This window comes from Pseudomonas sp. BN411, assembly GCF_029871235.1.
GTDB lineage: Bacteria > Pseudomonadota > Gammaproteobacteria > Pseudomonadales > Pseudomonadaceae > Metapseudomonas.
Genome location: NZ_SSOM01000042.1, coordinates 1 through 13,210, shown reverse-complemented (window position 1 = coordinate 13,210; position 13,210 = coordinate 1). Strand labels below are relative to the sequence as shown.

At 61.4% G+C, this 13,210-nt stretch carries 13 protein-coding genes; 9 read left to right on the top strand and 4 right to left on the bottom strand.

Features of this window, described 5'->3' with window-relative positions; translation table 11 throughout:
* Positions 1–19: 19 nt before the first annotated feature.
* Entirely contained in the window at positions 20–1,579 is a 1,560-nt protein-coding gene (locus E8F06_RS05265; protein ID WP_280364894.1) for an AAA family ATPase, read from the bottom strand.
* Positions 1,580–1,694: 115 nt separating this feature from the next.
* On the opposite strand from E8F06_RS05265, the gene mrcB reads away from it, so the two are divergent.
* From mrcB to E8F06_RS05250, 3 genes are read left to right on the top strand one after another with little or no spacing between them, the layout of a single operon-like run.
* Positions 1,695–4,013, top strand: coding sequence for a penicillin-binding protein 1B (mrcB, locus tag E8F06_RS05260; protein WP_280364892.1), 2,319 nt, complete (start codon positions 1,695–1,697; stop codon positions 4,011–4,013).
* Between the two features lie 16 nt (positions 4,014–4,029).
* The gene (locus E8F06_RS05255) at positions 4,030–4,800 is read left to right on the top strand and encodes a tetratricopeptide repeat protein (RefSeq protein ID WP_280364890.1); all 771 of its coding nucleotides are present in this window, start codon (positions 4,030–4,032) and stop codon (positions 4,798–4,800) included.
* A complete protein-coding gene (locus tag E8F06_RS05250) occupies positions 4,800–5,129 on the top strand; it encodes a YqcC family protein (protein WP_280364888.1) in 330 nt (109 codons plus the stop codon). Before E8F06_RS05255 ends, E8F06_RS05250 begins: the two co-directional genes overlap by 1 nt.
* A gap of 9 nt (positions 5,130–5,138) precedes the next feature.
* Here the strand turns inward: E8F06_RS05250 and E8F06_RS05245 are convergent, their stop codons facing one another.
* Complete coding sequence (locus E8F06_RS05245; RefSeq protein ID WP_280364885.1) at positions 5,139–5,597, bottom strand: DUF4124 domain-containing protein; 459 nt, start codon at positions 5,595–5,597, stop codon at positions 5,139–5,141.
* 409 nt (positions 5,598–6,006) lie between these two features.
* On the opposite strand from E8F06_RS05245, the gene E8F06_RS05240 reads away from it, so the two are divergent.
* Positions 6,007–7,731 (top strand): acetolactate synthase 3 large subunit, encoded by a 1,725-nt coding sequence (locus tag E8F06_RS05240; RefSeq protein WP_280364883.1) that lies wholly within the window; start codon positions 6,007–6,009, stop codon positions 7,729–7,731.
* Between the two features lie 2 nt (positions 7,732–7,733).
* Entirely contained in the window at positions 7,734–8,225 is a 492-nt protein-coding gene (gene ilvN, locus E8F06_RS05235; RefSeq protein WP_028630051.1) for an acetolactate synthase small subunit, read from the top strand.
* A gap of 51 nt (positions 8,226–8,276) precedes the next feature.
* Here the strand turns inward: ilvN and ilvY are convergent, their stop codons facing one another.
* Entirely contained in the window at positions 8,277–9,158 is an 882-nt protein-coding gene (ilvY, locus tag E8F06_RS05230; RefSeq protein ID WP_280364881.1) for an HTH-type transcriptional activator IlvY, read from the bottom strand.
* Positions 9,159–9,281: 123 nt separating this feature from the next.
* On the opposite strand from ilvY, the gene ilvC reads away from it, so the two are divergent.
* From ilvC to msrQ, 4 genes are all read left to right on the top strand, one after another.
* Entirely contained in the window at positions 9,282–10,298 is a 1,017-nt protein-coding gene (gene ilvC / locus E8F06_RS05225) for a ketol-acid reductoisomerase (protein ID WP_016494721.1), read from the top strand.
* Positions 10,299–10,441: 143 nt separating this feature from the next.
* Positions 10,442–11,257 carry a CDP-diacylglycerol--serine O-phosphatidyltransferase gene (gene pssA, locus E8F06_RS05220; protein ID WP_190831896.1) on the top strand — a complete coding sequence of 272 codons (816 nt, stop codon included), beginning with the start codon at positions 10,442–10,444 and terminating at the stop codon, positions 11,255–11,257.
* Positions 11,258–11,317: 60 nt separating this feature from the next.
* Complete coding sequence (msrP, locus tag E8F06_RS05215; RefSeq protein WP_280364874.1) at positions 11,318–12,322, top strand: protein-methionine-sulfoxide reductase catalytic subunit MsrP; 1,005 nt, start codon at positions 11,318–11,320, stop codon at positions 12,320–12,322.
* On the top strand, positions 12,322–12,948 hold the full coding sequence (msrQ, locus tag E8F06_RS05210; protein WP_280364873.1) for a protein-methionine-sulfoxide reductase heme-binding subunit MsrQ: 627 nt from the start codon (positions 12,322–12,324) through the stop codon (positions 12,946–12,948). The genes msrP and msrQ overlap by 1 nt, the downstream gene beginning before the upstream one ends.
* 74 nt (positions 12,949–13,022) lie before the next feature.
* On the opposite strand, the gene E8F06_RS05205 is transcribed toward msrQ, so the two are convergent.
* The coding region (locus tag E8F06_RS05205) for a hypothetical protein (protein WP_280364871.1) at positions 13,023–13,210 on the bottom strand (188 nt) is incomplete at its 5' end.

Sequence of the window (13,210 nt, the reverse complement as noted above, 5' to 3'; positions counted from 1 at the left end):
CCGACGCGGCGTAGGAGGGTCAGACGCCCGGCAGATGCTGGCGGATGAGCTCCACCAGACCGTCGAGGCTGGCGGCCTGATCGGTGTCGATGCGCTTGCTTTGCGCTTGCTCGTTCGCATCCAGTGGTTCGCGGCTGGCCAGTTGAGCGCGTACCACTTCCATGGTGGCGTCGGACGGGTCGCTGCCTTCGGCCTGGCGCTGGATCAGCCAGGATTCAATCACCGCCTCCGGTGCATGGCAGTCGAGGATCAGGAACGGCGTACCGGTTTCCTCAGCGACCTGGCGTGCGGCCTTGCGTTGGTCTTGCTTGAGGAAGGTGGCGTCGATGGCCACGGGGAAGCCGGCGTGCAGGGCGACACGCGCCAGTTGGTTCAGGTGCTCGTAGGTGGCGGAACTGGCATCGGTGCTATAGATGCCGCTCTGCAGGCCTTCACTGCCCTGCTGCTGTTCACCGAACAGGCGCTTGCGTTCGACGTCCGAGCGCAGGCGGATGGCGCCGAGGGCTTCCACCAGACGCAGCGCCACGTGGCTCTTGCCCGAGGCGGATACGCCACTGGTAATGGCCAGGAACGGCGAGGGGATGGCGCTGTAGCTTTCCGCCAGCCCGGCGTAGTTGCGGTACTGGCGAAGCGTGGCGGCCTTTTGCACCGCGTCGGGCTGGTGGGCCAGGCTGAACAGCGCGATCTTGGCGCGGACCAGTGCGCGATAGGCCTTGTAGAAGTTGAGCAGCTCCAGGCCCTCATAGTCGCCGGTGTGCTCCAGGTACTGGCTGACCAGGCGGCGGGAGAGAGACTTGAGGCCGCGATCTTCCAGGTCCATGGCGATGAAGGCGGTATCGGCGTAGACGTCGGTGAAGCGGAAGGGCTCGTTGAACTCGATGCAGTCGAAGATCACGACCTCGCCATCGATCAGCGTGGCGTTGCCCAGGTGGATATCACCGTGGCATTCGCGGATGAAGCCTTCCTGCTTGCGGCGCGCCAGAAGCGGTTTGAGTCGCTCGTGGCTGCTCTCGGCCCAGGCTTCCAGGGCGTCCAGTTGTTGCAGGTCGGCCTTATCGCTCAGCATCGGGCGGATCTGCTCGAAGTTCTGGCGCACCGGCATCATCACCGCATCAGGAGTGCCCAGCGGGTGCTCGACGGCCACTTTCGGGGCGGCCAGGTGGAAGCTGGCGATCTGCTCGGCGAGGGCGTCGATATGAGCGGGGGTCAGTTCGCCGCGGGCCTGCATGGCGCTGAGCAGGTTTTCCTGGGGGAACTGGCGCATCTTCAGTACGTACTCGATGGCCGGACCTTCGCCGCCGATCTGCGGGGCCTCGGCGCTGCCAGTGATCGGCAGGACTTCGAGGTAGAGGCCGCGGGTCAGGCGCTGGTTGAGGCGCAGCTCCTCCTCGCAGAAGTGCTTACGATCATCGAGATTGGTGAAATCGAGGAAGCCGAAGTTCACGGGCTTCTTCACCTTATATACGTAGCTGCCGGTCAGCAGCACCCAGGAGATGTGCGTCTCGATCACCTGGAACCCGTCTACCGCATGGGGGTAGAGGGCGGGATTCTGCAGGGCGGCTATCAGGGACTGGCTCACGGGCGTTCCTTGTTCGGTAGCTGTGGAAGCCCGGCATTATCGCCTCTGTGCGACGCCCTGCAAACCGTCAGGGCGTGCCTGTTGGCTGTGGATAAAGTGCGTATAATGCGCCGCCATGACACGTCCCCGCTCTCCCAAGTCCCGCTCAAAACGCCGTTCCAGCAGCCTTCGCCCTTGGTTGGGCTGGGCTTTCAAACTGGGCCTGGTAGGCCTGGTGATTCTGGCCGGTTTCGCTATCTATCTCGACGCCGTGGTGCAGGAGAAATTCTCCGGCAAGCGCTGGACGGTGCCGGCCAAGGTCTACGCGCGTCCGCTGGAGCTGTTCGTTGGCCTGAAGCTGTCCAAGGACGACTTCCTGAAGGAACTGGACGCCCTTGGCTATCGGCGCGAAAGCGTGTCCAACGGCCCGGGTGCCGCTTCGGTGTCGGGCAGTACCGTCGAGCTGAATACCCGCGGCTTCCAGTTCTATGAGGGCGCCGAGCCGGCCCAGCGCGTACGCGTGCGTTTCTCCGGCGACTTCGTGGCCGGGCTGAATCAGGCCAGCGGCGCGGACCTGGCGGTTGCGCGCCTGGAACCCCTGCTGATCGGTGGCCTCTATCCCGCTCATCATGAAGACCGCGTGCTGATCAAGCTGGATCAGGTGCCGGCCTATCTGGTGGAAACCCTGGTGGCGACCGAAGACCGTGAGTTCTTCAATCACCACGGCGTGTCCATCAAGTCCATCGCTCGTGCGTTCTGGGTCAACGCCACCGCCGGTGAACTGCGCCAGGGCGGCAGTACGCTGACGCAGCAGTTGGTGAAGAACTTCTACCTGACCAGCGAGCGCAGCATCTCCCGCAAGGCCACCGAAGCCATGATGGCGGTGTTGCTGGAGCTGCATTACGACAAGCGTGAAATCCTCGAGGCTTACCTCAACGAGGTATTCCTCGGCCAGGACGGCCAGCGCGCCATTCACGGCTTCGGCCTCGCCAGCCAGTACTTCTTCAGTCAGCCCCTGGCTGAATTGAAGGTGGATCAGATTGCGTTGCTGGTGGGCATGGTCAAGGGGCCCTCCTACTACAACCCCCGCCGATTCCCGGAGCGTGCGCTGGAGCGTCGCAACCTGGTGATCGATCTGCTGGCCGAGCAGAACGTGATCACGCCAGCCGAAGCCGTCGCAGCCAAGGCGAAGCCCCTCGGCGTGAGCAAGCGCGGCAGCCTGGCGGACAGCTCCTACCCGGCCTTCCTCGATCTGGTGAAACGCCAGTTGCGCGAGGATTACCGCGAAGAGGACCTGACTGAGGAAGGTCTGCGCATCTTCACCAGCTTCGATCCCATCCTGCAGTCCAAGGCGGAAACCTCGCTGAACGAGACCCTGAAACGCCTGGAAGGGCGCAAGGGTGTCGATCAGGTGGAATCGGCCATGGTCGTAAGCAACCCGGAGACCGGCGAAATCCAGGCGCTGATTGGCAGCCGACAGCCGCGCTTCGCCGGCTTCAACCGTGCGGTGGACGCCGTTCGCCCCATTGGTTCGCTGATCAAACCGGCTGTCTACCTCACCGCCCTCGAGCGCCCGAGCCAGTACACCCTGACCAGCTGGGTCGCAGACGAACCCTTCTCGGTGAAGGGACAGGACGGCCAGGTATGGCGTCCGCAGAATTACGATCGCCGCGCCCACGGCACCATCTACCTGTACCAGGGGCTGGCGAACTCCTACAACCTGTCGACTGCCAAGCTCGGTCTGGAACTGGGCGTGCCCAATGTGCTCAAAACCCTTGAGAGATTGGGTGTTTCCCGTGAGTGGCCGGCCTATCCCTCGATGCTCCTCGGTGCCGGTGCGCTGAGCCCGATGGAAGTGGCGACCATGTACCAGACCCTGGCCAACGGCGGATTCAACACACCGCTTCGGGCAATTCGCAGTGTGCTGACGGCCGAGGGTGAACCGCTCAAGCGCTACCCCTTCCAGATTCAGCAACGCTTCGATCCGGGCGCCATCTACTTGGTGCAGAACGCGATGCAGCGTGTGATGCGCGAAGGCACTGCGCGGTCGGTGTACAGCCAGTTGCCGTCGTCCCTGACCCTGGCGGGCAAGACCGGTACTACCAACGATTCGCGGGACAGCTGGTTTGCCGGCTTCAGCCAGGATCTGCTGGCGGTGGTCTGGCTGGGGCGCGATGATAACGGCAAGACGCCGCTGACCGGAGCAACCGGCGCGCTGCAGGTCTGGACCGCCTTCATGCGCAAGGCTGACCCGCTGCCGCTGGATATGCCGATGCCGGACAACGTGGTGCAGGCGTGGATTGACCCGCACAGCGGCCAGGGCTCCGATGCGAGCTGCCCCGGTGCGGTCCAGATGCCCTACATTCGTGGCAGTGAACCTGTCCCGGGCGCACCTTGCGGCCTGGGAGCTCCCGTGGACTCGGTGATGGACTGGGTTCGCGGTTGGATGCAATGAACCGAGAGGATGAAACGTGAGTAAAGCCTGGATTCCCGCCCTTGCGGCAGCCGCTCTGCTGGCCGGTTGCGCCACCCCGCAGCGGGGCGCCATTCCCGTGGTCGATTCCGGCGCGCCCTTGTCCGAACTTGAGCAGGGCAGTTCCAACCGTGGTGGCTACAATCCGGCGCCCGCCGCGCCGCGCAGCGTTCCCGAGGATGCCGGTGTGGTGGTGATGGTGCCTGGTGCCAATTCCGGCGCTCCCATCGCGGCTCCCGCTCCCAGCGCGCCCATCAGTGGCAGCATCACCAGCGGTGGGATCACCCCCGGCCCCATCACTACTGGTCCGGCAGCGAGCGCACCCAGCGTGCCGAGCTATGGTGCGCCCAGTTCCAACTATGGTTCGCCGAGCTATAGCGCTCCGGCACCCAGCGCCCCGACGGGTATTCCCGGCAACACGGGTGGCTTGGCGGCTGACGAGCAACTCGATGGCCCGGTCCTGGCGCTGCTGACCACTGCTCAGCAACAGCAGGGTGGCGGTGATCTCAATGGTGCGGCAGCCAGCCTGGAGCGCGCTCAGCGCATCGCGCCGCGCGAACCCCAGGTGCTTTATCGCCTGGCCGAAGTGCGCATGGCCCAGGGCGATGCGGCCCAGGCCGAGCAGTTTGCACGTCGCGCGCTGACTTACTCCAGCGGCCGTCCGGCTATGCAGGCCAGCCTGTGGGATCTGATCGCACGCTCCCGTGACCGCCAGGGCGATCCGTCCGGTGCTGCACTGGCTCGTGATAAAGCCAAGGTCAACCTGTAATGGACCCGCGCTGCGTCAACATCGCCGACCAACTCCTGCTCATCGAGCAGGAGCTGCGCAGTCTTGGCTGGTGGGATGAGGTATCGCCCAGTGATGATGCCCTGGCCAGCCAGGCGCCTTTCTGTGTGGACACCCTGGCCTTCGAGCAGTGGCTGCAGTGGATCTTCCTGCCGCGTATGAAGGTCATCCTGGAGAACGACCTGGAGTTGCCTCACGCGTCAGGCATCCGTGCTATGGCGGAAGAGGCCTACCGGGAGCGGCTGACCGAAGCGGGCAGGCTGCTCGACGCCCTGGGAGCGTTCGACCGGTTGATAGGCGGGGCGAACTGAGGCGACGCCTCAGTTGCAGTTCTCGCTGATCGCCTTTTCGGCATCCTTGATTCGGGACTGCCGCTCTTCTTCGCTCAGGCGGCGCATTTCACCGTTCACTTCTGTGCGCAGTCGCGGGTTGTTCTGCAACTGCGCCAGGTTGGTACGGATGCTGTCGCAGTACTTGCGGCGCTCCGCTTCCTGAGTTGCAACTTCCGCCTTCACTTTTTCGTCGATGGCTTTCTGGTCGCCTACCGGCTGGCTCTCCGATTGCGGTGCCTGCTGCTGTTGAATCTCACTGTCCAGGAGCGGCAGGCTGGGGCGCGGCTTCGGTACCGAGGTATTCACGCTCGTGGCTTGCTGGCCGTCTGGCGGCTGCGCGCCGAAGTGGGTAACGCCCTGGGCATCGACCCATTTGTAGACTTGGCCGGCCATGGCAGACGTGGCCAGTGCCAGCAACAGGCTGCCGGCGAAAATCATGCGATGCATGCTGTTTCCTTCAAGTGGCGGTGAGTCCTCGGCTAACTATAACCAAAAGCCGGCGACCTTGATCCTGCGTCGCGTCACAGCAATCCATGCAAGATTCCTCAACGGATTACTTGACTTGTCTCGTGCTTATCCGAAGAATCCAGGGTTCGCTATTCCAGTGGGCCGGCCGCAAGTCGGAAGCTGTAGTAGACGATGAGGTGCACACCCGCGCCGACCTGTAACACCCGCAACGCGTTACCTCGCGCTGGGTGGGAAAGCCCCGCAACAACTCTCAGGGGCCGACCCGATGCTTGTTCAGTCAGTAGCTGACGTAGTCGGCGACCACCAGTCGCTCACGCGCTGATTGCAGGCAAACCTAATCAGGCTGTCCGGTCGCGGGCGGTTATCTGGCGTTCTAGAGGTGAAAAACGTGGAGCTTTTATCTGGCGCTGAAATGGTCGTCCGCTCGCTGCGTGACGAAGGCGTTAAGTACATCTATGGGTACCCGGGTGGTGCCCTCCTGCATATCTACGATGCCCTGTTCAAAGAAAATGAAGTGACCCATATCCTGGTCCGTCATGAACAGGCTGCTACCCATATGGCTGACGGCTACGCCCGCGCCACCGGCAAACCCGGTGTTGTGCTGGTGACGTCCGGTCCGGGTGCGACCAACGCCGTTACCGGCATCGCCACCGCCTACATGGACTCCATTCCAATGGTGATCCTGTCCGGCCAGGTGCCGAGCAACATGGTCGGCACCGATGCCTTCCAGGAAACCGACATGGTCGGTATCTCCCGCCCGATCGTGAAGCACAGCTTCATCATCAAGCATCCCTCGGAAATCCCCGAGGTGATCAAGAAGGCGTTCTACATTGCCCAGTCCGGTCGTCCCGGCCCGGTTGTCGTCGACATTCCGAAGGACATGGGCGACCCGACCCAGAAGTTCGAATACAGCTACCCGAAGAAGGTCAAGCTGCGTTCCTACAGCCCTGCGGTCCGTGGCCACTCCGGTCAGATCCGCAAGGCCGCCGAGATGCTGCTGGCCGCCAAGCGTCCGATCATGTACTCCGGTGGTGGCGTGGTCATGGGCAACGCATCCGAGCAGCTCACCGAGCTGGCCAAGATGCTCAACCTGCCGGTGACCAACACCCTGATGGGCCTTGGCGCCTTCCCGGGTACCGATCGCCAGTTCGTCGGCATGCTCGGCATGCACGGCAGCTACACCGCCAACCTGGCGATGCACCATTGCGACGTGATCCTGGCTGTCGGCGCGCGCTTCGATGACCGCGTCATCAACGGCGCTGCCAAGTTCTGCCCGAACGCCAAGATCATCCACATCGACATCGACCCCGCGTCGATCTCCAAGACCATCAAGGCCGATATCCCGATCGTTGGCCCGGTAGACAGCGTGCTGTCCGAGATGGTCGCCATCCTCAAGGAAATCGGCGAGACCCCGAACAAGGAAACCGTCGCGGCCTGGTGGAAGCAGATCGATGAGTGGCGCGCTGGTGGCGACCTGTTCCCCTACGACAAGGGCGACGGCAGCATCATCAAGCCGCAGAGCGTGATCGAGACCCTCTGGGAAGTGACCAAGGGTGATGCCTACATCACCTCCGACGTGGGTCAGCACCAGATGTTCGCGGCGCAGTACTACCGCTTCAACAAGCCCAATCGCTGGATCAACTCCGGTGGCCTGGGCACCATGGGCTTCGGTTTCCCGGCGGCCATGGGCATCAAGTTGAGCTTCCCGGAAGTCGACGTCGCTTGCGTGACCGGCGAGGGCAGTATCCAGATGAACATCCAGGAGCTGTCCACCTGCCTGCAGTACGACCTGCCGGTGAAGATCATCAACCTGAACAACGGTGCGCTGGGCATGGTCCGCCAATGGCAGGACATGCAGTACAACAGCCGTTACTCGCACTCCTACATGGAATCGCTGCCCGATTTCGTCAAGCTGGCCGAGGCCTATGGCCACGTCGGCATTCGCGTGACCGATCCGAAGGATCTGAAAGCGAAGATGGAAGAGGCGTTCTCGCTGAAGAACCGTCTGGTGTTCCTCGATATCCAGGTCGACTCCAGCGAACACGTCTACCCGATGCAGATTCGGGATGGCGCCATGCGCGACATGTGGCTGAGCAAGACGGAGCGGACCTGAACATGCGACACATCATTTCCCTGCTGCTGGAAAACGAGCCGGGCGCACTGTCCCGCGTCGTCGGCCTGTTCTCTCAGCGCAACTACAACATCGAAAGCCTGACCGTGGCGCCGACCGAGGACCCGACCCTGTCGCGTCTGACGCTGACCACTATCGGCCACGATGAAGTGATCGAGCAGATCACCAAGAACCTCAACAAGCTGATCGAAGTGGTGAAGCTGGTGAACCTGTCGGAGAGCGCTCACATCGAGCGTGAACTGATGCTGGTCAAAGTGAAGGCCACTGGCGCCCAGCGCGCCGAGGTCAAGCGCACCACCGACATCTTCCGTGGCCAGATCGTCGACGTGACTTCCAGCGTCTATACGATCCAGCTGGCGGGCACTAGCGACAAGCTGGACAGCTTCATCCAGGCCATCGGCACCAGCTCGATCCTGGAAACTGTACGCAGTGGCGTCACCGGGATTTCCCGTGGCGACAAAGTGCTGACTATCTGATCGCAGTAATGAAAAACCCCGCTTTGTGCGGGGTTTTTTATTGCCCGGATTTTACTGGCGGCGATTCCAGAATGCTGCGATCAGCGGGTCCTTGAGGCGTTTTTCCAGGGCGAACAGACCGATGTCGTAGGGGGCCAATGGCGGCTGGATATCGTAGATTCGAATGCGTGCGGTCAGTGGGCTGTTGTCGAGCACGATCTGCGGGGCCACGCCGATACCGAATCCCAGGCTCACCATGCTGACGATGGCCTCGTTGCCGCTTACCTGGGCATAGATGCGCGGCTTGATGCCGTGGATTTTCAGCCAGCGGTCGGTCCGGGTCCGGGCAAGGCCTTCTTCCGAGAGAATCATCGGTACGTCCTTCCAGCTCTGCGCCGTGGGCTGCCTCCTTTGTTCTTCGGTCAGCAGTTGAGGTGACTGTGGGCCGATGAAGCGCAGCTCCGAGCGGGTAATCGACTGGAATTCGACGCCGGCTGGCAGGTTGTCGGGTCGGGCACCGATGGCAAGATCCTCCAGCCCCTGCTGCACCCGCTCGACGGCCTTTGCGGGGTCGCCGGTGTGCAGCTTCATTTCGATGCGGGGGTAGTCCAGGCGGAAGCTGCTCAGGATGTCGTAGAGGAAGCTGTAGCTCGCTGTCACCGAGCAATACAGGGAGAGTTCGCCGTTCAGGTCCAGTTGGTCCTGCATGAGTCGTTGGCGGATGGCATGCCAGCCGCTCATGGCCTCGCTCGCGTATTCGCGGAACTGCTGCCCCTCGCGTGTCAGCTGAACCGAGCGGCTGTCACGCACGAACAGTGGTGCGCCGAGTTCGTCCTCGAGTTGCTTGATGCTGCGACTGAGCGCGGAGGGGCTGACATGCTGCTCGCGGCTAGTTTTGCCGAAGTGCAGGTTGTCTGCCAGGGAAAGAAAGAGCTTGAGGGAGTGGCTGTCCATGAGCGTTTCGCATGTTGGCACGTTGCATTGCGAATATATCATTTTACGCAATGGATCAGATCGCTTAATGTGCCCTTGTCGCGGTGCGCGCACCCCATCCCTTTCGTTATAAGAGTCAAGAACATGAAAGTTTATTACGACAAAGACTGTGACCTCTCGATCATCCAGGGCAAGAAAGTTGCCATCATCGGTTACGGTTCCCAGGGCCACGCTCACGCGTGCAACCTGAAAGATTCCGGTGTGGACGTGACCGTTGGCCTGCGCCCGGGCTCCGCCACCGTTGCCAAGGCCCAGGCCCACGGCCTGACCGTCAAGAGCGTGCCGGAAGCCGTTGCCGCTGCTGACCTGGTAATGATCCTGACCCCGGACGAATTCCAGTCCAAGCTGTACAAGGAAGAAGTCGAGCCGAACCTGAAGAAGGGTGCCACCCTGGCCTTCGCCCACGGCTTCGCCATCCACTACAACCAGGTTGTACCGCGCGCTGACCTCGATGTGATCATGATCGCGCCGAAAGCTCCGGGCCACACCGTTCGCTCCGAGTTCGTGAAAGGCGGCGGTATCCCTGACCTGGTTGCTATTTACCAGGACGCTTCCGGCAACGCCAAGAACGTTGCCCTGTCCTACGCTTGCGGCGTGGGCGGTGGTCGTACCGGCATCATCGAAACCACCTTCAAGGACGAAACCGAAACCGACCTGTTCGGTGAGCAGGCTGTTCTGTGTGGCGGTTGCGTTGAGCTGGTGAAAGCCGGTTTCGAAACCCTGGTCGAAGCTGGCTACGCGCCGGAAATGGCCTACTTCGAGTGCCTGCACGAGCTGAAGCTGATCGTCGACCTCATGTACGAAGGCGGCATCGCCAACATGAACTACTCGATCTCCAACAACGCCGAGTACGGTGAGTACGTAACCGGTCCGGAAGTCATCAACGCCGAATCCCGTCAGGCCATGCGCAACGCTCTGAAGCGCATCCAGGACGGCGAATACGCCAAGATGTTCATCCAGGAAGGTGCTTCGAACTACGCTTCGATGACCGCCTACCGCCGCAACAACGCTGCTCACCCGATCGAGCAGGTTGGCGAGCGTCTGCGCGCGATGATGCCGTGGATCTCCGCCAACAAGATCGTCGACAAGACCAAGAACTAAGGTCTTTTCCGATCCAGAAAGAACGCGGCCTTGGCCGCGTTCTTTCGTTATGGCGATAGGGTTCTGGTATAAAGCCTGTTTGCCGGGCGCTGCATCCCGCGTGTTGCCCACCACAAACCGTATTCGTTGCAAGGATGTAGTTCATGAGTGAACGTCCCGAAGAGCCGAATCAGCCCACCGAGGGCGAGAGCCTGCTGCCCATCGACGAGCATGTCGAGGAAGGGCAGGACGCCGATGGGCGCAAGGTTCGCCACCGCGGTATCTATCTGCTGCCCAATCTCTTCACCACCGCCAACCTGTTCGCCGGCTTCTACGCCATCGTCAATGCCATGAACGGCAACTTCTCGGTGGCTGCCGCTACCGTTTTCGTCGCCATGGTGCTGGATAGTCTCGATGGCCGCGTTGCGCGACTCACCAATACCCAGAGCGCTTTCGGTGCCGAGTACGACTCGCTGTCGGACATGGTCGCCTTCGGCGTTGCGCCTGCCCTGCTGGCTTTCGAATGGGCCTTGAGTGGCTTGGGCAGCGTAGGTCTGACCGTTGCCTTCATCTATGTGGCCGGCGCGGCGCTGCGTCTGGCGCGTTTCAATACCCAAATTGGCAAGGTGGACAAGCGCTACTTCATCGGTCTTGCCAGTCCGGCTGCGGCAGGCGTAGTGGCCGGTACCGTCTGGGCATTCAGCGACTTCGGTATCAAGGGCTCGAACATGTCGTTCATCGTTGCCCTGCTGGTCGCCTTGGCTGGCATGCTGATGGTCAGCAACATCAAGTTCTACAGCTTCAAGGACCTGGACCTGAAAGGACGTGTGCCCTTCGTGGCCATTCTCGTGGTCGTGCTGGTCTTCGCTGTAGTGTTCAGCGACCCGCCGCGCATCCTTCTGCTGATCTTCCTGGCTTACGCCGCCTCCGGCCCGGTGCAATACTTGCTCCAGCTGCGTCGCCGCAAGCAGGTCGAGTGATGTAATTTCCTCGCGGCTCCGCAGTCTACTGGGCATCCCTGCCCAAGTTGCGGAGCCGCCATGCTGATCCAGATTCCCTCTTCCTCCGCGTGTCGCGAGAGCGAAGTCACTTCCGAGTCCATCTACCTCTCCCGTCGCCAACTGCTTGGTGCGGCCGGTGCCCTGGCGGCCATGGCTGCGATGCCTGGCCGTGCCCAGGATGCATCGGCCTATCCGGATGTCGAGCCAGCGCCGGCGCCAACGTGGTTCAGTGAGAAGCTCGCCAGTACCCGATGGCAGGCGGTAACGCCGGGGAACGAGTCGACCACCCCGTTTCAGGACGCGACCCACTACAACAACTTCTACGAGTTCGGGACTAACAAGGGCGACCCGGCGCGTTATGCGGAGAAGATGCAGGTCGAACCCTGGACGGTGCGAATCGATGGAGAAGTGGGCAAGCCGGGCACTTATTCAGTAGAGGATCTGGTCCGGCCACACGGGCTTGAAGAGCGCATCTACAGGCTGCGTTGTGTCGAGGCCTGGTCCATGGTCATTCCCTGGCTGGGCTTTCCCTTGGCTGAATTGCTCAAGCGGGTCGAGCCTACGAGCAAAGCCAAGTACGTCAGCTTCGAGACTCGTCTCGCTCCAGAGGAGATGGCTGGCGTGCGCTCCGGTTTCTCCCTGATCGATTGGCCATATGTGGAGGGGCTAAGGCTGGATGAGGCCATGCATCCGCTGACGATTCTTGCTGTGGGTATGTATGGTCGCGTGTTGCCGAATCAGAATGGAGCACCGCTACGCCTGGTGGTGCCCTGGAAGTATGGATTCAAGGGCATCAAGTCCATCGTGCGAATCAGTCTGGTCAGTGAGCAACCGCCCACGACATGGCAATCCATCGCCCCTGAGGAATATGGCTTCTATTCGAACGTCAATCCTGAGGTAGACCATCCCCGCTGGAGCCAGGCCCATGAGCGGCGCCTCCCTAGTGGATTGTTCAGCCCGAATATCGTGCCGACGCGTATGTTCAACGGCTATGACGAAGTGGCCAGCCTCTATGCCGGGCTGGATCTGAGGAAGTACTACTGATGCGGTTCAGACTCTGGAGACTGTTCGTGTTTCTCGTGGCGCCGATCCCGGTCGGTCTGTGGCTCTATCAAGCCTGGATATTCGCCCTTGGGCCGGACCCGGGCAAGGTACTTGTGGATCGTCTGGGGCTGGGGGCGCTCTGGTTGCTGCTCATCACCCTGTCCATGACTCCGCTGCAGAAACTGACTGGCTGGGGAGGGTGGGTTGCAGTGCGCAGGCAAGTGGGGCTTTGGTGTTTCACTTATGTGGTCCTGCATATCACGGGGTATGCCGTCTTCCTGCTCGGCATGGATATGCAGCAATTACTGATTGACCTGGGCAAGCGTCCCTACATATTCGTAGGTGCCCTTGGGTTCTGTGGGTTGCTGGCCCTGGCGGTAACGTCGAACCGCTTCAGCATCCGGCGCCTGGGTAAGCGCTGGAAGCAATTGCATCGGCTGGTATATGCGATCCTGGCGATTGCTCTACTGCATATGCTCTGGGTTGTGCGAGCGGATATGGCCGAATGGTCCGGCTATGCCTTTACAGGTATCGGGTTGCTGCTGTTGCGAGTTCCAATCGTGGAGCGCTACCTGCCTAGGGTTTTCGCGCTATTCAGGCGGGATGACAAAAAAGTTTCAATTTAGTGTTGACGGCAGATTCTGCATCCCTATAATGCGCACCTCTTCCGGCGCAGTCGCCAAACAAAACTCCTTGTAGATCAATGAGTTAAGTGTTTGGCGAAGGGGCTGGAAGGGTTCGCTTCGCAAGGTTCGCCACTGGCGAATGAAGCTGAATCGGAGGTGTTGACAGCGGGTTTGAACGCTGTAGAATGCGCCTCCCGCTGACGAGAAGAGTGAATCGGATCGGAAGCGCAAGCGGTTGAGTAGAAACGAAAATTTCGAAAAA